At 36.6% G+C, this 21,460-nt stretch carries 20 protein-coding genes; 3 read left to right on the forward strand and 17 right to left on the reverse strand.

Translation table 11 applies throughout. The features are described 5' to 3' along the window. Positions 1 to 73 precede the first annotated feature (73 nt). The 6 genes from D8M05_RS11550 to D8M05_RS11575 all read right to left on the reverse strand — a co-directional run bounded on the left by D8M05_RS11550 (position 74) and on the right by D8M05_RS11575 (position 6,349). Positions 74 to 1,192 carry a nicotinate phosphoribosyltransferase gene (locus tag D8M05_RS11550; protein WP_121131929.1) on the reverse strand — a complete coding sequence of 373 codons (1,119 nt, stop codon included), beginning with the start codon at positions 1,190 to 1,192 and terminating at the stop codon, positions 74 to 76. A 58-nt stretch (positions 1,193 to 1,250) separates the two neighbouring features. Then, the gene (locus D8M05_RS11555) at positions 1,251 to 3,560 is read right to left on the reverse strand and encodes a DNA translocase FtsK (protein WP_121131931.1); all 2,310 of its coding nucleotides are present in this window, start codon (positions 3,558 to 3,560) and stop codon (positions 1,251 to 1,253) included. 227 nt (positions 3,561 to 3,787) lie between these two features. Beyond that, a complete protein-coding gene (ytpR, locus tag D8M05_RS11560; RefSeq protein ID WP_121131933.1) occupies positions 3,788 to 4,393 on the reverse strand; it encodes a YtpR family tRNA-binding protein in 606 nt (201 codons plus the stop codon). A 15-nt stretch (positions 4,394 to 4,408) separates the two neighbouring features. Continuing rightward, entirely contained in the window at positions 4,409 to 5,215 is an 807-nt protein-coding gene (locus D8M05_RS11565) for a DUF1444 domain-containing protein (protein WP_121131935.1), read from the reverse strand. Positions 5,216 to 5,468: 253 nt separating this feature from the next. After that, positions 5,469 to 5,786, reverse strand: coding sequence for a thioredoxin family protein (locus D8M05_RS11570; RefSeq protein ID WP_121132036.1), 318 nt, complete (start codon positions 5,784 to 5,786; stop codon positions 5,469 to 5,471). A 44-nt stretch (positions 5,787 to 5,830) separates the two neighbouring features. Then, on the reverse strand, positions 5,831 to 6,349 hold the full coding sequence (locus tag D8M05_RS11575; protein ID WP_121131937.1) for a hypothetical protein: 519 nt from the start codon (positions 6,347 to 6,349) through the stop codon (positions 5,831 to 5,833). A 157-nt stretch (positions 6,350 to 6,506) separates the two neighbouring features. On the opposite strand from D8M05_RS11575, the gene D8M05_RS11580 reads away from it, so the two are divergent. Further along, the gene (locus D8M05_RS11580) at positions 6,507 to 6,947 is read left to right on the forward strand and encodes a YtoQ family protein (RefSeq protein WP_121131939.1); all 441 of its coding nucleotides are present in this window, start codon (positions 6,507 to 6,509) and stop codon (positions 6,945 to 6,947) included. Positions 6,948 to 7,002: 55 nt separating this feature from the next. On the opposite strand, the gene D8M05_RS11585 is transcribed toward D8M05_RS11580, so the two are convergent. Next, a complete protein-coding gene (locus D8M05_RS11585; protein WP_121131941.1) occupies positions 7,003 to 7,515 on the reverse strand; it encodes a DUF84 family protein in 513 nt (170 codons plus the stop codon). Positions 7,516 to 7,721: 206 nt separating this feature from the next. After that, the gene (locus D8M05_RS11590) at positions 7,722 to 8,786 is read right to left on the reverse strand and encodes a M42 family metallopeptidase (protein ID WP_121131943.1); all 1,065 of its coding nucleotides are present in this window, start codon (positions 8,784 to 8,786) and stop codon (positions 7,722 to 7,724) included. A 358-nt stretch (positions 8,787 to 9,144) separates the two neighbouring features. Between D8M05_RS11590 and D8M05_RS11595 the strand changes: the two genes are divergently transcribed. Continuing rightward, positions 9,145 to 9,459 carry a PepSY domain-containing protein gene (locus D8M05_RS11595; RefSeq protein ID WP_121131945.1) on the forward strand — a complete coding sequence of 105 codons (315 nt, stop codon included), beginning with the start codon at positions 9,145 to 9,147 and terminating at the stop codon, positions 9,457 to 9,459. A 46-nt stretch (positions 9,460 to 9,505) separates the two neighbouring features. Here the strand turns inward: D8M05_RS11595 and D8M05_RS11600 are convergent, their stop codons facing one another. After that, a complete protein-coding gene (locus D8M05_RS11600) occupies positions 9,506 to 10,363 on the reverse strand; it encodes a YtnP family quorum-quenching lactonase (protein ID WP_121132038.1) in 858 nt (285 codons plus the stop codon). A gap of 400 nt (positions 10,364 to 10,763) precedes the next feature. Here D8M05_RS11600 and D8M05_RS11605 point away from each other — a divergent pair, with 400 nt between their 5' ends. Then, entirely contained in the window at positions 10,764 to 11,342 is a 579-nt protein-coding gene (locus D8M05_RS11605) for a MerR family transcriptional regulator (RefSeq protein ID WP_121131947.1), read from the forward strand. Between the two features lie 335 nt (positions 11,343 to 11,677). On the opposite strand, the gene D8M05_RS20215 is transcribed toward D8M05_RS11605, so the two are convergent. The 8 genes from D8M05_RS20215 to mdh all read right to left on the reverse strand — a co-directional run bounded on the left by D8M05_RS20215 (position 11,678) and on the right by mdh (position 21,412). Further along, positions 11,678 to 11,836, reverse strand: coding sequence for a hypothetical protein (locus D8M05_RS20215; RefSeq protein WP_183072780.1), 159 nt, complete (start codon positions 11,834 to 11,836; stop codon positions 11,678 to 11,680). A gap of 49 nt (positions 11,837 to 11,885) precedes the next feature. After that, positions 11,886 to 12,911, reverse strand: coding sequence for a glyceraldehyde-3-phosphate dehydrogenase (locus D8M05_RS11610; RefSeq protein ID WP_121131949.1), 1,026 nt, complete (start codon positions 12,909 to 12,911; stop codon positions 11,886 to 11,888). Positions 12,912 to 13,563: 652 nt separating this feature from the next. Then, positions 13,564 to 14,163, reverse strand: a complete 600-nt coding sequence (coaE, locus tag D8M05_RS11615) for a dephospho-CoA kinase (RefSeq protein ID WP_121131951.1) — start codon at positions 14,161 to 14,163, stop codon at positions 13,564 to 13,566. A 5-nt stretch (positions 14,164 to 14,168) separates the two neighbouring features. Next, a complete protein-coding gene (gene mutM, locus D8M05_RS11620) occupies positions 14,169 to 15,002 on the reverse strand; it encodes a DNA-formamidopyrimidine glycosylase (protein ID WP_121131953.1) in 834 nt (277 codons plus the stop codon). Positions 15,003 to 15,015: 13 nt separating this feature from the next. Next, entirely contained in the window at positions 15,016 to 17,652 is a 2,637-nt protein-coding gene (polA, locus tag D8M05_RS11625; RefSeq protein WP_121131955.1) for a DNA polymerase I, read from the reverse strand. Positions 17,653 to 17,753: 101 nt separating this feature from the next. After that, positions 17,754 to 19,118 (reverse strand): two-component system histidine kinase PnpS, encoded by a 1,365-nt coding sequence (gene pnpS, locus D8M05_RS11630; RefSeq protein ID WP_121131957.1) that lies wholly within the window; start codon positions 19,116 to 19,118, stop codon positions 17,754 to 17,756. Beyond that, positions 19,115 to 19,810, reverse strand: a complete 696-nt coding sequence (locus tag D8M05_RS11635) for a response regulator transcription factor (protein WP_121131958.1) — start codon at positions 19,808 to 19,810, stop codon at positions 19,115 to 19,117. Before D8M05_RS11635 ends, pnpS begins: the two co-directional genes overlap by 4 nt. A gap of 663 nt (positions 19,811 to 20,473) precedes the next feature. Then, complete coding sequence (gene mdh / locus D8M05_RS11640) at positions 20,474 to 21,412, reverse strand: malate dehydrogenase (RefSeq protein ID WP_121131960.1); 939 nt, start codon at positions 21,410 to 21,412, stop codon at positions 20,474 to 20,476. Positions 21,413 to 21,460 lie beyond the last annotated feature (48 nt).

Genomic DNA, 21,460 nt, shown 5'->3' on the forward strand with positions numbered 1-21,460 from the left:
CATGCATTATTATACCAAAATTCACTTTAGAATAAAATAAGAAATTCTTTATCATAAAATTAACCTTTGATTTTTATTCATTTACTGAAAAATATTCTACTTTTTCCAAACGTTCATTCGGCCTATACCTACGTCCCTGTTTTGCTTCTGGCTGACCATTTAGTAATACGAGGTCACCAGTAAATCCAATATTTAGGCTGAGTAAACTTCTACCGACTCCATACATGTCCACTGGAACTCCCTTTTCCTCAAATTCAAGAATTCTATTTTCTGTGAAGCCTCCAGTTGCCATAATTTTGACATGGTGGTATCCTTCTTCATCTAATGCTTTTCTTAAAGCAAAAATCAGTTCAGAATTCACTCCGCGTGGATCAAAGGAACCCATCAAATGGTGGTTTCTTAAGAAATACCTATCTACCATTGTTCTTGATGTATCTAGTCGAACTGATTTTAATTCATCACCAAATTCCCTTGCAACTTTTAATGAATCTGTAATGACATCATTATTATAATCGACTAATGCGGCTAAATCATCATCAGGGTATACTTCATGATATGCTCTTGTTGCAGCGACAACATCTCCATGGAACATCTGGATTAAAGCATGCGGCATGGTTCCCATTCCTTCTTTCCCCCACCACTCGTTCATTGCATGTGTAGCCTGAGCAGTAGAGCCACCGATATATGCTGCATATCCATCACCAGCTTGTGTTGTATAGTGATCATCTCTGTCACCCATAAAGATAACTGGTTTCTGTTTACCTTGAGACTTTGCGGCTTTTACAACATTGTATACATTTGTTGCCACAGATGTTCTTCTTGCTAAAATCCCATCAATAATTCCTTCTAAATATCCAAAGTCTTGGTATGCCCCAGAAATGGTAAGAACTGTTTCAAATGGTTTTATTTTATCCCCATCTTTTAATGAATGAATTTCTAGTTCTTCAGGATTATCTGCAAAGGTATGAAGTAAAGCAATTACTTCATCGGTTCCACAAAGCACAGAATGATTCTTTTGAAAAAATTGCATTGTTACGTAATTATTTGGAACTTTTTCCTCAGCGATCTTCTTTGTCTTTAAAAAATAGACAGCCGAAAACCATCCTTCTTTAATACGAGAATCAAATTTAAATGTTTTATTTGTTAGACGCTTTATTTCACCATTCATTTTTAAGTCTATTTCCTTCGTCATCATATGTATCTCCTTTAACTGTGAAGTACTACAACTTTTAACTATACTAACACAAAATTTACATATCTTCCTGTTTTTGGCTAATTAATACATCTCTAGGTTTGCTGCCATTTTGCCCTGAAATCATTCCCCTATTCTCTAAAGTATCAATTAGACGAGCTGCTCGATTGTACCCAATTTTGAAATGCCTTTGCAAAAGAGACGTACTTGCACTATTTTGGTTTATTACAAATTCAATTACTTCATCTAAAAGTTCGTCTTCATCTTCATCAACATGTACTTGTTCTAACAACTCTTCTTGCACAAATAAATAATTTGGTTCCGCCAAACTTCTTGCATAATTCGTAATCCGTTCTATTTCTTCATCCGATACGAATGGGCCTTGTAACCTGACACTCTTACCAGCCCCATTTTCAACAAAAAGCATATCTCCCTTTCCTAAAAGTTTCTCTGCACCACTTAAATCGATAATTGTTCGGGAATCAACTTGTGATGATACGCTAAATGATATTCTTGTAGGAATATTTGCCTTGATCAAGCCTGTAATGACATCTACAGACGGTCGTTGAGTAGCTAGAATTAAATGAATTCCACAGGCTCTTGCCTTCTGAGCAATTCGGCTAATCGAATATTCTACATCTTGAGGAGAGGTCATCATTAAGTCTGCTAGTTCATCAATTACGATGACAATAAATGGCATTTTTTCATCTGTTCGTGCTTGTTGCAAGATTTTTTTATTATATCCTTCAATATTACGGACACCTTCATGTACAAATTTCTCGTAGCGGTCTTCCATTTCATTAACAGCCCACTTAAGACTCTGCGTTGCAGCCTTAACGTCTGTTATAACTGGTGCAACGAGATGCGGAATGCCATTGTATGGAGCAAGTTCAACCATCTTCGGATCAATAAGCAAAATTTTAACATCCTCATGACTCGCTTTGTATAGAAGACTAATAAGCATCGTATTAATACAAACACTTTTTCCAGATCCTGTCGCACCTGCAATAAGACCATGTGGCATCTTTTGTATATTCGTAACCTTTGGCTGTCCTTCAATGCTTAGCCCAAGTGCAACCGTTAAAGGTGATGTGCTATCCTTAAATTCCTTCGTTTCAAAGATTTCCTGCAAACCTACCATTCGAGCTTTATCATTTGGTATTTCTATTCCAACCGTATTTTTCCCAGGGATAGGTGCTTCAATTCGTATATCTCTAGCTGCCATATTCAGTTTTAAATCATCACTTAGATTCTTTATCTTGCTTACTTTTACCCCCATCTCTGGGTGTACTTCAAATCTAGTCACAGAAGGACCTTGTGTTGCTTTCACAACTTTTGCTCGGACGTTAAAATGCTTTAATGTCTCCTCAAGTAATTGTTGTTGTTCTTCTATCCATACAAGATTGTCATTGTTCTCCATTACTGGATCATTTAATAAATGGTACGGTAGAAAAGTATCCTTCTGTTCAGCTTGTACGATGCTGCTTCTTACATTTTTATGATTACTAGCATGCTTTTCATTATTTTCTTTCTTAATTGTATTCTCTTGTTGCTTCTTCAATTGTTGCTGCTCAGCAAACCTCTGTTTGTCACGCATTGCTTTCTTGTCACTTGGTGTCATAATGACATTGAACGGAAAAACATTTCTTTTTTCAGAAGGGGAAGTCTCCTCCCCTAAAGATGTGGAAGAATCTTCTTCACTTTCAATGGTGTTATTTTCAGATATAACTTCAACTGTATGAGATATCTCATCTTCAAGATTTATAGTTGCTCCCTCTAACTCTTCCATACTATCCACTTCGGTTGTAGTAGCAATTTCATTATAGGAAGCACCTGGATCAACTTCTATACTGTCACTTGCAGCCTTTTCGTAAGTACTTCCCTCTTCTATATGGTTATGTTCCTGCTCTATCTTTCTATGTAAAGTATCGCTTTCTCTAAAGGCTTTACGCTTAAATGCTGGAATTTCTTCCACATTCGTATCCATTTCTCTTTTCTGAAAGCCATAAATTGGTGAAGGTACATCTGTTGCTTGAAAAGGTTTATCTGTTTTTTTATATATTTTTCTATTTTTTTCTTGGGATTCTTCTTCCATGACCTTATGTTGATCCGCAGGCCCTTTATTTATTTGATGCACATTTTTACGGTTCATCGGTTCTCTTGTTTTTCTGTCATCTTTACTGCTTTTTACTGGTTCATCTGGAATTACCGGAAATCGAAATGATTTTTCTTTCGGATACTCGTAACGAATCCTCGCCTGTACGTCTCGCTTTATCGTCTCTCTTGCTGTATTCGGTAATTGATTCGTTTCCACCTCGTCATCATCCGTAAACAAGGTCTTTAATTTATTTATCCATTTTTCCAACATAAAAAAATCACTCTTTCTATTTCCATCAATTGTAATTTCTATTGTAGCATTTTTTACCACATTTTGTAGTGCATTCAGAAATTGTTATCTAGTTGTAGCGTAAATGAAATACCAAGAAAAGCGCAAATGCCCGTTTAGCAACGTGCTTCTAGACCTTTAGTCCCTGGAGAAAGCTAGGAACCACAAACATAAAAAACAACCCTAGCAGTGAGCCAAGGTTGTCCATTTTAAAATTTAAATTCTTCTCCAACTTGCGCATCATCTTCCAACACATAAATACCTTTTTCTTTTGGTGCATTCGGAAGCCCTAGTTCTTTTTGCGAGCAAATCATCCCATTTGATGGGACGCCACGTAATGCAGAGGCTTTAATTTTCAAACCACCTGGCATCATTGCGCCTACTTTTGCAACAACAACCTTTTGGTCCACGTCAACATTTGGCGCACCACATACAATTTGTAACGGTTCTGATTCACCAATATCTACTTTACACACACTTAATTTATCTGCATTTTCATGTTTTTCTTTACTAACAACGTAACCAACAACGAATTTAGGACTTAAGTCAACATTAAGTTCATCACTTACGTTATTTTGTTGAAAGGCCAATTTAATTTCATCTAATCTTTCTTCTGTTAACTTAATTGTACCCGTTTCTTTTAAATCAAAATAACTTGATGCATTAAAAATATTGTAACCCAGGATTGCTCCTTCATTCGAAGTAATCTTCGTAACATCTCCAATTTTTTCATGCATTATTTCATAGCGATTTCCGTCCTGAATTGGAATAATTAATACATCACCAATACCATTTGGATTATAGAATACATCCATTTCTTTCATCCTTCCTTAGTCTTTCACTGGTCGATTCTTTGCTAAAATAAAGATTGGTTCTAGTTTTTTATCCTCATAAATGAATGGTAGAGAAGTAATTGGAATTCTACCTTCAGCAAAAAATTTCATCATCATCTGTGCTAAAATATCATAACCTGTATTATTTTTTACATCAACCATAATTAACACATCTTGATGCGGAACACCTACAGCAAGATCTCCTTTAGCAGCTGCTTTCATTTCTTCTAAGAAAGCTTCATTTAAGATTCGGCTTGCATCATAGCCATCTTGTGTCGCAACAAAGTAAAAATCATTTCCAGCTACCGTATCTTTTTTCGGCTTGGCACTTAGCGAGCGAACATTAAAGCTAGCAATCTCATCGATTCGCTCTTTTGTCCATCCTTCTTTTTCTAGTAGTTCTTCATCAATCAATTGGTAGGATTTCCCAAGGTCAAGCGCGTAAAATATCCGTGTTTCTGCCGTGTGATCCTTGGTAACGAGTCTGACACCTGATTTTGTTTTTGTAGGAAAAGAAGTAGAACGGATGGTAGGATAAATACTCTTTTCCATACCTCTTAGTTGATGTTCTTCATTCATAATTCTAAGCGCTTCATTGACATGGTCAACTAACTCATCAATCGCCACTTCTCCTCGCTCATTGTACTTGGCAATTACGTTCGGCAAGGAAACTTTCATTCCACGCTTCGATTCCTTCCATTCTATCCGAAACGTATCTTTATCTCGGTTAAAGGATGTTCGATATTGGCTATTATTCAGACGTTCCTCAAGCTTCTTTTTCATTTGAATACTGGTCAATTTCATGCATAGCCCTCCCTTCAATTTAAGTTGCAATCAGACTAGGCTCTTTTCTATAGGGTTGTTGCTTTTTCTTAAAAATAAGCTGTGGCATAAAAGGTATAAAATGTGAAGTAAGCACACGCCCGATTCCGCTGCGGCAGTACGCGCACTTCCCAGAACGGTGTGAACTAGCAAATCCCCATACGTTACTTCACAGTTTATATTAGTAGCAACAATTAATATGAAAGGAGCCACAGTATACACGTAGATTCTTATTTTACGCTGATAATCCTTTTATGAAGTCAATAACTTCCTCTTTTGTTTTACGGTCTTTGCTAACAAAACGGCCTACTTCTTTCCCATCTCTGAAGGCTAAGAAACTTGGAATGCCCATAATACCATTATCAACACAGATATCAATGAACTGATCACGATCTATTTTAATAAATGTATAATCAGGAAAAGCAGCTTCTATTTCAGGTAATTCAGGTTCAAGGAAATGGCAATCTCCACACCAATCTGCTGAAAAGAGCGCAATTACGTTTTCATTTTTAGTTAATTCATTATATTGATCTACTGATTCAAGATTTTTCATATTATCAACTCCCTCATTTATCATACCGTTTGTTACCTTCCGTTTCAATCATCCTGATTACTCGAAATGAATTTCGCCATTTTCATCATTTCTTCTGCATCATTGTCTATTTTACCTTTCGTTGTATAGGTCGTGATTTTCACTCCACCTACCCCAACTTGTAACTCATACCCTTCCCCTTCATCTGGAAGAATGCGAATATAACCAAAAAGATTATCATCGCTAAATGATTCTAATGCTAATGCATCATCTGTCTTAGCCGAGCTGAAATGTAACTCACTGTTCGTTTCTTCAATCGCATTGTTAAACAAGATATACGTTTGATCCCCATCTTCCAGTACTAAATTATTTTCATCCCCACTTTGCACTTCAAGGTTATTTGGAATGTACACTGGATTCTCATTTAATTCATCGTTTGGCTCAACAGTTGTTTCATCATGAAACACTTCTTTTGTAATAGTTGTCGCATCATTTATTGCATCATTCTCTGACTTCATGCTACATCCACTAAAAAAAATACCCATGATGATTAAAGCTACTAAGACTCGTATCGATTTTTTCACAATAAGTCCTCCGATATTAGTTCTTTTTTACCACTATTTATGATACTAATAATTTGTACAAAAATCCATTTGTTTGGTATAACAATAATCCAATCTCTTGGAAATTTCCGATAAATTGTTTACTATAAATATTAGGAATAATTTTGGAGGGGATAAGATGGAGTTAACTGTATATTTAGCCGGACAAATCCATGATAATTGGCGTGATGAAGTAAAACAGATAGCAGCAGAAAGAAATTTGCCGCTTTCCTTTGTTGGCCCACAAACAAATCATGATCGTTCTGACAATATTGGCGAAGCTATCCTGGGCGCTCAGCCTAGTGCTTACTATAAGGACAATGCCGCTTCAGATATTAATAATTTCAGAACACAAGTATTGATGCAAAAAGCCGATGTTGTTATTGCTCTTTTTGGCGATCAATACAAGCAATGGAATACCGCGATGGACGCAAGTGCTGCAATCACCATGAATAAGCCTACTATTATTGTGCGTCCAACTGCTTTAATTCATCCATTAAAAGAATTATCTAATAAAGCAAATGTTACTGTTGAAACCGTAGAGCAAGCGCTTGATGTGTTAGCCTACATATATGAATAAATGTAAGCAGCAGCGGTGAAACCGCTGCTCCATTCTTTTACAAACTTTAGATTATTCATTTTTCTACGTTATTCCAATATTCCCACTGACCCCGTAATAGTTTCACTACATGGGTAAACATCTCTTCCCTTGTAATCAAATCATTTGTAAAAATACCAATCGCACCCTCTTTTTTCCGAACCTCCTGCCGCTTCGCATAATTATCCATGATAAGGCCGAGCTCCTTCCCCGTCCTGAGTGCTTCATCAATTTCACTTGGCAATACGATTCTTGCACCACTGGCTGTAAATACCTTCTCATCTTCTGTGACTAATGCACCCCAATTACACAGATATAACCTATCACCAACATACATGACTCCACCTTCAAGCCCAATACCGATAAATCCTTTAGTGGATAATGCACATTGCATCGCTCGATTAATTGCACCCTCTCTTGTTTCTTCATCAGAAAAAGGTTGTGCAGATACTCTTGAAGGAACATCTAAGGAAGCTACATTCGCTTCCTTGAATATATTACTAACTGCATTAATTTTAGTTGGATTTTTTGATCCTATAACAATATTCAACTTTATACCCCTCATGAAAGAGGCTGAGACAGTTTTTTTACTATGGTAAAATCCGAACTATACTTCGAAATTTTCCATTATAATTTAAATTACTTCGGATTCAACTTTAGAAAGTTAACATTCTACGCTTCCTATCCTATAATCGTTCATCTTTGGAGTCGAAAATTTTAGGTATATCCCAGCCTGTCCAAGCCTCTTCAAGTCTTTTATTTCGTTCGAATTTGATCAACGGTATTTTGATCCGTTGCCTTCACAAGTTTAACTAATAGTTCTTTTGCTGCTGCATAATCATCCACATGAATGATTGAAGCAGAAGTGTGAATATAACGGGAGCAAATACCGATGACTGCTGTCGGTACACCGTTTCCAGATACATGGATGCTACCACCATCTGTACCACCATTAGAAATAAAATATTGATAATTGATCTTATTAGATTCAGCTGTATCAAGTACGAATTCTCGCATACCCTTATGTGTGATCATGGAGCGGTCAAAAATTCGAACCAATGCGCCACCACCTAGCTGCCCAAAAGCTGTTTTATCACCTGAGGCATCATTTGCTGGAGATGCATCAAGAACATACGAAATATCTGGCTGAATCATATTTGTTGCCGTTTTTGCTCCACGTAAACCAACTTCTTCTTGTACAGTCGCACCAGAGTATAGTTCATTAGGGAGTGTTTCACCTTGTAGTTCCTTAAGCAGTTCTATTGAAAGGCCACAGCCATAACGATTATCCCATGCTTTTGCCATAATTTTCTTCGGATTTGCCATAGGTTGGAAAGGTGTAACAGGAACAATGGAATCTCCAGGTTTCACACCAATTTCCTCTACATCTGCTCGGTCATCCGCACCAATATCAATCAACATATTTTTTATTTCCATTGGTTTTTGTCTTTGCGCATCTGTTAATAGATGTGGAGGAATTGATCCAATTACTCCAATAATCGGCCCATTATCCGTCATGATTTGTACGCGTTGAGCGAGCATCACTTGATTCCACCATCCACCTAATGGTTGAAAACGAATCATTCCATTGTCGGTAATTTGTGTGACCATAAAGCCAACTTCATCCATATGTCCTGCGACCATTACTTTTGGACCTTTACCTCGTTTTACACCAAAAATACTACCTAAATTATCATGTATCATTTCATCGGAATATTTTTCAAGTTCTTTTCTCATGAAAGCACGGACACGATGTTCATTCCCCGGCGCACCTTGCAACTCTGTTAAATTTTTAAATAGATCAAGCGTTTCTTGATTCATATAATCCCCTCCACGATATTATGTACATTTTTAGTATAACGGAAAGATATGAAAGCGCAAGCGCCCACTAAGCGACGTATGGACTAACCTGAACCATAGAAGATAAAGGAAACATGCCCATTTATGGGGTATGCCGACGTTGGCGTCTGCCCGCTTTTAGTAAGGGCCTTCCTTTTAACTTGAGTCCATTCCTGCTTTAGATTATCATCCGGTGAGGGCAGTCTCGCTAGATGCTCGGTACTGGACCTAGAAAGGGATAAATATCTTTCCACTTACACATCACATTTTCTTTTTAATATGTTATAAGGTATACTGTTCTATAACTAAAAACACTCTAAAATTCATGAGGTGAAAATAAATGAGTAAGCGAAATGTTCTTCTTGCTTTTGCACTTGGTGCAACCATTGGTTACATAGCAAATCAACAAGTACAAACGTATCAAAAAGTATCACCAGAAAAAGCACTCAAAAGAGCGAAAGAAATATTTAAGAAAACTGGACCGATTAGTGGCTCATGGATTTACATGAAAGCAGAAGAAATAGAAAAAGATGGCCTTCTCTTTAATGCCTATCGTGGTGGTATAACGCGGACAATTGATGGTGAAAACAAACAATATGAATTTTGTATTGATGCTGAAACAGGCGGAATTATTTACAGTGAGGAAACCGTCTAAAATGATCATTTCCTAAAAAAATCGGCTTATATGCCGATTTTTTTAGTTATTCATATTCATAGCGAACACGTTCTAACTCATCTACTTTTTCTCCATTTTGATTAAACTTTATTGCACGGTAGTACGCATCATGATAGAACGTATACCAAGCCCTTCGTTTATATCCATAATCCATCCAACTTTCTTTTTCATGAACAGATGTTACTGGATAATCATCGTAGGCAAGTGCCCATAATTTATTTTGATGCGCATGCGTTGGCATAAGATCCGCCATATGAATAAAACAATCATCTGCCTCTTCAAAAATAATGATTGCGTGTCCATCACTATGACCGCCTGTATAGACCATTTTTAATCCTTTAACAATTTCAATTTCTTCTGCAAAGGTTTCCACCTGTTCCTCAACTGGTTGCCAATTACTTTCCCAATATGTATTTACTGACCTTATATTTGGGTTTCGCATTTCATTCCATTCAATCGCAGTTGTGTAAATCGTGGCATTCTTAAACACTGGCTCGTAAACCTCTTCAGCTATTTTCTTCGTCAATCCACTTGCATGATCAAAATGTAAATGTGTCATTAACAACGCATCAATGTCGTCTACTGTAAGGTCTAATTCTGCTAAAGTTTCTTCTAAGAATGACTCCTCACGAACACCAAAATTACGAATTTGTTTATCCGTAAACTTATCCTTGCCGATTCCTGATTCAATTAAGAGATTCTTTCCATCGACCTGTAAAAGTATAGGATCTGTTCGTAATTCAATTTGGTTCTTCTCATTATGTGGATACTTCTTTCCCCATAATGCCTTTGGTACTACACCAAACATTGCACCACCATCGAGAAAATTCACTCCACCTTTTAACCATGTCAACGTTGCTCTTCCTACTTGTAGTTTTTCCATCAACCCATCTCCCTTCCATGATTTTAGTGTAACTAAATTTGGAATTTTCCACAAATAATAACTTGCAGTATGTATTAACAAAAGGCTCTGTTCCTTTTTTTATTACTATTCATTCACTTCGGCAGAACACTTTGTGAAACTTTTTCGTTTCCTTACGCAGAGGAACCCTGCTCTGAAGCGTTAGCAAGGCGCACCCCTTTTAGTCCATTCATAGCTATTCCCCCATCATATATAATAATTGACCATTTTATATTAATTAAAATACTTTTAATTCAATAAAAACACATCAATAATATAACCACCTGTCAATAGCTATATTCCTAAAAAATGTCTCAAAAATTCTAAAAATTAAAGGAATTTCCAAGCCTAATGTAGAATGTATAAGCAAGGAGGGAGTGCCATGGAAGGTAATAAGGAAATAAACGAGAAAGCATATACTACAAGTGAGATTGCAGCGATGTTGGATATGGGGGTAACGACAGTAAGAAAGTATGCACAACATCTTGAGAAGGCTGGATACGAGTTTTTTAAAACAAAGCATAATGCTAGATTGTTTGTTGAACAGGATATTACTGCATTAACATATATGAAAGACTTACGCAATAAAACCAATATTACTGTAGACCAAGTTACTAAGGTTGTTATTGATAAGATTGGAATAAGTAGTTCAGAACAAATATTGCCTGCCGATGCAACTTCCTTACCAGTGTACCAAGAAAATGCAGGAAGGCATCAGAACAAGCACCACGAGGAACTTAAAGAACTTATCTATAGACAGAACAATTTAATAGAAGAACTCATCCAAAGACTCGATAAACACCAAGAGTCGATAAACGAAAGGTTAAATGAACGTGATAAATCATTGATGCGAACGATCAATGAACGATTAGAAGCACAGAAACAAATTGCAGCAACACTTGAAGATAATAAAGAGAAGGAGCAAAGAACTGTCTTTCAGAAGCTTTTTAAAAAAGTATAAGAGGTTGTTCAAAAAGTCCGGTGAAAGTGACACATCGAGCAAGGGGAAATTCTGTCATGCGACGAACGTCGAAGTCACCACCTCAAGCGTGAGCACGTCGGCTGGCTATTCCGCTACTCAAGCTTTCATTGCATACATTCAACCCGTTAGATCTACGCCACCTTGAACTTCTCTGTCCTTTTTATCCTCCTTTTGAATACGAAGTAAAATGAAGGTCCACTTCATTCTCCCGATGCATATACGGTACGGACATTAGACAAAAGGGTGACATTCCATCGAGAATCTTTCATTTTTATTGTCAGGACCCATTATACTCACGCACCGAAGGAAATTCTTTACATATATAGACAATTAATCATCAGATATAAACCAGTTATTGCTGTATAACGAAAAGGAAAAGAAAAGTATTTTAAATGATGTTGTTCTCTAATGGATTCTTGCCTTTTCCGGAAATTTAGTTGTGCAATAATAAAGGAGAAATCAATTTTATTCATAGCAAAACCACCTATTCTAAAAAAACAGGTGGTTCTCCAGTTCTTTTTATTAAACTTCAACAGATTCTTTTAAAGAACTTCCAACTAGCTTCGTAAGATCTATGACACGATTGGAATATCCCCATTCATTATCGTACCATGCTAGTACTTTAATCTTATTTCCATCCATAACCATCGTTGACAACCCATCAATAATTGATGAATAAGGTGTTGTTGTATAATCAATGGATACTAACGGCTCCTCGCTATATTGAATAATCCCCTTAAGTTCATGCTCAGCTGCCAGCTTAAATGCGTCATTTACCTGATCCATTGTTACTGTTTTTTCCACATCTACTACAAGGTCAACCAGCGACACATTTGGAGTTGGAACACGTAATGCCATTCCATGTAATCTTCCTTTTAAGTGTGGTAACACTTCACCTAATGCTTTGGCTGCACCTGTTGATGTCGGAATAATCGATTGGGTACATCCTCTTGCACGACGCAAGTCTTTATGTGGATTATCAAGATTCTTTTGGTCGTTTGTAAACGCATGTACTGTCGTCATTAATCCGTTTACAATTGAAAAGTTCTCATCTAATACTTTTACAACGGGTGCCAGACAGTTTGTTGTACAGGATGCATTTGAGATCACATCATCAACTTCAGGCTGGTAGGTTCTATCATTTACACCCATTACAATTGTTTTATCAACCTGTTTACCTGGTGCTGTGATTACAACTTTTTTTACGCCTGCCTGGATATGTAATCCAGCACTTTCTTTCGTTTTAAATTTACCTGTCGCTTCTATAACTACATCTATGTTAAGCTTTTTCCATGGTAATTTTTCTGGTTCTCTTGCATTTACAATTTCTATAAATTTCCCATTCACTTTTAATCCATTATGAAATGGTTCCACTTCACCATTAAAAATCCCATGAACACTATCATATTTTATTAAATGAGCGAGGGTTTCTGATGGATAGCTTGCATTAATTGCAACAACTTCAATCGCATCATCTACAATTGCTTGACGAAAAACCATTCGTCCAATTCTCCCAAAACCATTAATAGAAATACGTGTTTTAACCATACGATTCCCATTCCTCTCATATATGCTATACTTTAAATCCCCTTTATATTAAATAGTATAACACATTGAAAGCTAATTGTGATTCTTTTTTTATAAAATGGTGCATATTTTTTCCATTAAAATAAAAATTGATTTGCAAAATATTGTTCCCCATTAGAGGAATAGAATTTTCCTTATTTCATATTTGATATAAAATGAGCAGTAACTTGAGATAATGCTCTTCCTAACGTTCCGGCAATACACTTCGCTTTCCGTGGGCGGCTGGTGAGCCTACTTCGTGCTAACGCACTACGTAGTCTCACCTAGGCCTGTCCTCCCACAGGAGTCTACGTGTATTGCCTCCACTGAGTTTGTGCTATTCAACGTTCTAACGTGATTACTGTTAACATAATTGTTGATTGGAGCGGAGGGCAGCCAGTCGACTCCTGCGGGAAAAGCACGTGTCTGAAGACTCCAGAAGAAGCGCTCTTTGCTTCTTTGGAGGCTGAGGCCGTGCCCGCGGAAAGCGTACTGGCTGCCCGGAGCGGAAATCAACAAAGCACTTACGTCGCATTTTATATCAACAACGAACAAACATTACAATAAAATCCTCAAATAAAAACAGGACTACTTTAGTAAGTAATCCTGTTTAAAAGTTAGTATAAGCAATCCTCTAAAGCACGTTCCACGCTTTTAGAATCTTCTCTAATTGCTCATAAGATTCCTGTTTAGTGCCATTATTGTTAATCACTGCGTCAGCAAGTTCTGCTTTTCCCTTAACGGATAGCTGTGAATTAATTCGTTGTTTGGCCTCTTCTACTGTAAACCCATCACGATCTATTAACCGCTTAAGCTGCACTGTTTCATCAACAGAAACAACAATTATTTTATCAACAAAATGTGTTAATTTACTTTCAAATAATAATGGGATATCGAGTACTACACATTTTTCACCATTATTAATGAAGGCATCTCTTCTTTCCAACATTCTTTTTCTGACGGCTGGATGTGTGATTGCATTCAATTTTTCCAATTTCTCTTTATTTGCAAAAACAATAGAACCTAATTTCTTACGGTCTAGCGTTTTGTCCTCTCGTAAAATTTCATCGCCAAACTCTTCTACAATTTGCGTGTAGGCAGCTTCACCAGGATAAACGACTTCTCTTGCTACCTTGTCCGCATCAACAACAGGTATGTTAAAATCATCAAACATCAACGAAACAGTGCTTTTTCCACTTGCTATACTCCCAGTCAATCCAATGATTAAAGCCATTTTGTTCACCTCTTATTCCCCTGACATATTGGACAAACATGCGTTCCTCGACCCGCTACTTTCATTTTTATTATAGGGCTACCACATTGTGTGCATGCCTTATTTTCCCTGCCATATACAAATAATTCTTGTTGAAACATGCCCATTTCACCTTGCGAGTTAACATAGGATCTAATGGTTGTTCCACCTTGCTTAACAGCATCCCTCAGTGTGTGAATAGCTTGTTCCTGGACTTTTTCAACTTCTTTTTTCGTTAATTTGTTTGCTTGTTTTGTTGGGTGAACACCCGCTTTAAAAAGCGTTTCATCCACATATATATTCCCTAAACCAGTTACAACCGTTTGATCAAGTAATACAGCTTTAATTGTTCGTTCTGTTTTCTTAAATTTGCTATACAAGTAATCGAGAGTAAACGCCTCATCAAAAGGTTCTGGACCTAATTTATTTAATGGAGGATACTTCATTTCTTCTCCAATAGAATAAACATGCATCGTCCCAAACTTTCGAACATCGTTATAGCGTAACTCCATCTCGTCGGTAAAGGAAAATATAACATGTGTATGCTTAGGAACAGATTCAACCCCCTCAACAACACGATACTTCCCTTCCATACGTAGGTGGGAAATTAATACGTAATCATCCAAGTAAAATAGTAAGAATTTCCCTCTCCTCCCAATGTCCCGAATACTTTGTCCTTTCAGTATTTGTTTAAAGTGTTCGACATCATCAGGCTCTTTGATTATTTTTGGCCAGTAAACGTTAACTTCTTTAATTGTCTTTCCTTTAACAAGTGGAAGCAATGTCTTTCGTATCGTTTCAACCTCTGGTAATTCTGGCATTTGTTCTTTCTCCTTATTTAGCGTCAAACCAGCTTTCACCGTAGTTATATTCAACCTTTAAAGGAACAATTAATTCAACGGTGTTTTCCATCATAGCTGGTACAATTTCTTTTAGCTTTTCAATTTCATCTTTAGGTGCTTCGAGAATTAATTCATCATGTACTTGTAAAAGTATTCGTGCTTGCATATTTTCCTCTTTTAACTTTATATCCAAATCTATCATTGCCTTTTTAATGATATCGGCAGCTGTTCCCTGAATTGGGGTATTCATAGCCGTACGCTCCGCAAAGCTTCTCAAATTAAAATTTCGATTCGTGATATCTGGTAAGTAACGTCTTCGATTCATTAATGTTGTCACATACCCATTTTGCTTTGCTTCTTGTACAATTTCTTCCATATAGGTCTTCACACCATCATAAATATCAAAGTAGCGATCAATAAATTGCTTCGCCTCTTTACGAGTTATGCCAATATTTTGCGACAGTCCATAATCACTGATTCCATAGACAATCCCGAAGTTAACTGCTTTGGCTTGGCGACGCATATTATCTGTAACTTCCTCTTCTTTCTCTACATGAAACACATTCATCGCTGTTTGTGTATGAATATCCTGACCAGAACGGAATGCCTCAATCAATTTTTCATCCTTTGCAATGTGTGCTAATACACGGAGTTCAATTTGGGAATAATCAGCAGCAAACATAATCCAATCCTTCTCTGATGGAACAAAAGCTTTACGAATTGCTCGACCTTCTTCAATGCGAATAGGAATATTTTGCAGATTAGGATCAACCGAACTTAATCTCCCTGTTTGTGTTAATGCTTGATTATACCTTGTGTGTACTTTCTGTGTATCCTTATGAATAACTTTTAGTAAACCAACAATATAAGTTGACTGCAATTTTCCTAGCTGTCTATATAATAGTAGCTTTGAAATGATTTCATGCTCGTCTTTTAACTGCTCAAGCACATCTGCAGCTGTTGAATATCCTGTTTTTGTTTTCTTAATAACCGGAAGCTCTAATTTTTCAAATAAAATTGGTCCCAATTGTTTTGGTGAATTTATATTAAAAGTTTCACCAGCTAGTTCATATATTTCATTTTCTAAACGGGAAAGCCGTTCTTTTAAATCATTGCCCATTTGCTCGAGTCTTTCTTTATTTACTACTACACCTTGATGCTCCATTTCACCCAAGATTAGGGCAAGCGGCATTTCTAATTCTTTTAACAAAACATATTGCTCATTTTCTTTAAGTTTTTCTATCATTTCATCCATCGTTTCATGAAGAAAATTAGTCTTTCGAATAATATGTTCTTCCAGTTCAGACTTATCAGGAGCCTTTCGTTTTGCTCCTTTTCCGTATACATCCTCATCTGATAATACATCTCTTTTTCCCATTTGCTTAGCAATCACGGGAATATCATGACTATTTTCGGAAGGATTCAATAAATAGGAAGCTAGTAACATATCGAATGTTATGCCCTTCATATGTATACCAGACCTCAGCAAAGCGACTAATGTCTTTTTCGCATCAAAGACTGCTTTGTACTGAGCAGGATTTTCAGCCCATTCTTTAAAAACTGCTGATTCCGAAGCAATATCGAGTGGGATTAAAAATCTGCCCTTCTCATTTACGAGGCCGAGTCCTAAGATGTCCTCTGCATGGTAATTATCACCAAGCATTTCAACAACGAAACTATCATTTCCAGTAAACATCTCTGCTTTCACTTCATCTACTAACGTATATTCTATTTCCGCAAGCTCTAATGTTTCTTCCTCTACCGTTATACCTTCAAGTTTATTTAGAAGGGATGCGAAGCCTAGTTCTTTAAATACCTGAGCTACCTTTTCGGATTCGTATCCCACGTAGCTCACATCTTCTACCTTCACTTCAATAGGTGAGCTCCGATTAATCGTTGCAAGCTCTTTACTCATAAACGCATCATCTTTATGGGCAATTAATTTTTCTTTCATTTTCTTGCCACTAACTTCTTCAACGTGCGCATACATATTTTCTAAGGTTTCATACTGCTTGAGTAGTTTTGTTGCTGTTTTTTCACCGACTCCAGGAACACCTGGAATATTATCTGATTTATCACCCATCAAAGCTTTCAAATCAATGATCTGTTCAGGAGTTATTTCCATTTTTTCTTTTAGATAGGTAGGGGTATATTTTTCAACCTCACTAATTCCCTTACGCGTGACACTAACCGTTACATTGTCTGATACAAGCTGAAGCATATCCTTATCTCCTGAAATTACGGTCACCTCAACCCCCTCTTCATTACCTTCTTTAGAGAGTGTTCCGATAATATCATCTGCTTCATATTGCTCCAATTGGTAATGCTTAATGTCAAATGCATCCAGTAACTCTTTTAATACAGGAAATTGCTCTGACAACTCTGGTGGCGTTTTTTGTCTCCCACCCTTATATTCCTTAAATGTCTTATGGCGAAAGGTAGTTTTCCCTGCATCAAACGCTACAAGCAAATGGGTTGGTTTTTCCTCTTCAAGGATGCGAAGAAGCATTGTTGTAAAGCCATATACTGCATTTGTATAAACCCCTTTGTCATTATTGAGTAATGGCAGGGCGAAAAACGCGCGATAAATAATGCTATTTCCATCAATTAAAACTAATTTATTCGACATAGGTTTGTCCTCCAATTCCAAATTACACTTACATCCATTTTATCACTCTCTTTGAATAAAGAGAAAAGATAAGGAACATTCTCCTAAATGGAGGATAGTCCTTATCTTGGTAAATAAACATGAACATTCGTTCCTTCGTTTACTTCACTATCAATTGTAATTTTCCCTTCATGAACCTCTACAATATGTTTAACAATGGCTAAACCAAGACCTGTACCACCAGTATTTCTACTACGAGCTTTATCCACTCGGTAAAATCGCTCAAAAATACGTGGAAGAGCCTTCTGTTCTATACCAATTCCTGTATCAGAAACCTTTATGTGTACATAATCAGCCGTTGATGTAACAGTCAATGTTATCTTTCCATTTTCAGGTGTATAATGCATGGCATTGTCCAATAAATTTATAAAGATTTGCTTAAGTTTCTCTTTATCTGCTTTCAATTCGAGCTTGTCTTCAATGGAAACGGTGAGATTTAATTTTTTCTTTCTTGCTTTCAGTAAAAAAGTAGGAACAATTTCATCAGCTAATTCTGATACATCAATTTTATTTAGTACGAGCTGAAAGTTTTCTTCTTCTAACCTGGACAACGTAAGTAAATCTTCTATTAATAATTGCATTCTGTCGCTTTCTTTGTAAATTATTTTGAGAAATTCTTTCGCATTTTCCCTATCATTTATTCCATCCTCAAGAAGCGTTTCTGCAAATCCTTTAATAGAGGTAATCGGTGTCCTTAATTCATGAGAAACATTCGCAACAAAATCTTTACGCATGATTTCAAGTTTCTTTAATTCTGTAATATCGTGAATTACGATAACTGCACCCTTTAAACGATCCTTCTCATTAAAAATAGGTACCCCTATAATTTCAAAATAGTGTTTTTCAATTCCGATATAATGCGAGAATTCCGATTTTATATTTTTTTCATATAAGAATGTATTTTGCACTGTTTTATGAAATATTTCATGCTCTAATACGTCATAGTAGATGTATCCATTATATTCTTTCGAGGTTTTTCCAAACATCGTAATAAACTTTCGATTCACAAGGTGGATATAGCCTTTTTCATCAATTAAAACCAGTCCATTTTGCGTATTATCAATGATGGTCGATAATTGTTCCGACTGTGCCTGTTCCTGAATTGATATTTCACGTAAATTTCTTGATAGCGTATTTATTTTATAACTCAATTTTCCAATATAGTCGTTAGTAGAATGATTAAAGCGTGCTTGATAATTCCCATTACCGATTTCATTAATTACTTCCGTAGCTTTCTTTACGGGTTTCATATAACTTGTATAGATAAACTGCAGAATTACAAGGAAAAGAATAAGATCAAATAAAAGAACAGCAATTAATATGATAAAGTTCTCCACTATTGTAGATAATACGATTCCAGTGAACAGCATTAAGAAGGAAATGATATAAGTGAAGTTTATTAATGGCTTTTTGAACAAGTCCCTCATTGAGAAGGTTCCTCCAATTTATACCCTAATCCTCTAACCGTTTTAATATAAATCGGCTTTTTAGAATTTGGTTCAATTTTTTCACGTAAATGGCTTATATGCACATCAACAATTCGTGTATCTCCAACAAAATCATAATCCCAAACACCACTTAGTAATTGATCCCTCGAAATCACTTTCCCTTTATTTAACGCAAGATAATTAAGTAATTCAAATTCTTTACGTGTAAACACAATTGTATTTCCATTTAATTCAGCTTCATAGCGTTCTGGAAAAATCGTTATCTCTCCAATTCTAATTGATTGAAAATTGGTAGGAGTCGATTTCTGTGTTCTCCTAAGAATCGCCTTTATTCTTGCAATAACTTCTTTCGGACTAAATGGTTTTGTTAAATAGTCGTCCGCACCTAATTCTAAGCCAAGTACTTTATCAAATTCATCATCTTTTGCTGTTAACATTAGAATTGGTGTTTCTATTTTATTCGTTCGTAAATGTTTGCAAACTTCCATTCCATCCATTTCAGGTAGCATTAAATCTAAAACGATTAGATCATACTCATTTGCCTCACACTTTTTTACTGCTTCTAGCCCATCATAAGCAACATCCGTTTGATATCCTGCTTTTTCAATATTATAGTTCAATAGAGTAACAATTGATTTTTCATCATCTACAATTAGTATCTTCTGAGCCATATAAATACCCCCCACATATAAATCACTTCTCTATATATTATTATCTTATCATTGAATGAGTAGGAAAAGAAAAGAATCTACCATTTGTAAATGAAATTTTACACAAATTATAAATTTCTTTCGTATAGTTTGTTGGTATTGATGTAAATAGTGGACTTATTTGATTCATTATTTTGTGAAGCACATCGTTCCGGAAACACACTTCGCGCACCTTAAGGCGGCTGATGAGCCCCCTTCGTGCTGACGCACCACGATGTCTCATCTAGGCCTCCCCTCCTGCAGGAGTCTACGTGTGTTTCCTCCACTGAGTTTAAGTTACAAACCATTATCTCCTGCGATATGGAAAGTCAAAAAGCATTGTACTACCTCACTAGTCCGGGTGAGTGGAGGGCGGTGACTCCTACGGGAATAGCACGTGTCCGAAGACCCCGCAGCGGCGTTTTTTCCGCGAGGAGGGCTGAGGCTGTGCCCGTGGAAAGCATCCGCCCGGAGCGATCCCGGACGGCGAGATTTGCTCCTATTTAAGATAATCTAAATTAAGTTAGTTCGAAGTTTATATAAATTATTAATCAATTATCAACAATAAAGCAACAAGCTATTTAAAGATCAGTCTAGATAAAAAAGCCCTATATGAATAAATCATATAGAACCTTCACTGAATGATTAGGATAATACATGCAGTACATTTTTCACAGATTCAGCCGATTTGTCTAATGCTGCTTTTTCTTCTTCTGTCAGGTCTAGCTGAACAATCTCTTCAATACCGTTGCCACCGAGAATGGTAGGTACACCTAGGTAAATATCGTTATATCCATATTCCCCTTCAAGGTAGGCAATTGCCGGAATCACACGGCGCTGGTCTTTAAGAATCGCTTCTGCCATTACAGTTAATGAAGCTGCAGGTGCATAGTATGCTGAGCCATTACCTAATAGGTTTACAATTTCTCCGCCACCAGTCCGAGTACGTGCAACAATTTCATCCAGTCTTTCTTTAGAAATTAGTTTGTCTAATGGAATGCCGCCAGCATTAGAATAGCGGATGAGAGGAACCATATCATCCCCATGACCACCTAAGACGAAACCATGTATATCTTTAACAGAAAGATTTAATTCTTCTGCTACAAATGCACAAAAGCGGGCAGTATCTAATACACCCGATTGACCAATAACACGTTCTTTAGGGAATCCAGATTCCTTGTAAACTGTATAAGTCATTGCATCAACTGGATTTGTTAATACCACAATTGTTGTATCTGGTGAATATTTCACAATATTCTGTGTTACTGTTTTCATGATTTTAGCATTTGTATTAACAAGATCATCACGGCTCATACCAGGTTTCCTTGCTATACCAGCAGTTATAATAACTAGGTCAGAGTCCTTTGTATCTTCATAGTTAGATGTACCTGTAATTTTGGCATCAAAGCCCCAGACAGGTGCAGCTTCTGCCATATCAAGTGCTTTGCCAATTGTCGCGTTTTCCATATTTGGAATGTCTACTAACACAACATCACCAAGTTCTTTTTGGGCTACCATTAATGCTGTAGTTGCTCCTGTAAATCCAGATCCTATAACTGAAATTTTATTCCTCTTTAACCCCATTAAAATTATCCCCTTTATGAGCATGTTTTGAAGACAGTTATCTTCGTA

The sequence above is a fragment of the Oceanobacillus bengalensis genome, assembly GCF_003628445.1.
Lineage (GTDB): Bacteria > Bacillota > Bacilli > Bacillales > Amphibacillaceae > Oceanobacillus > Oceanobacillus bengalensis.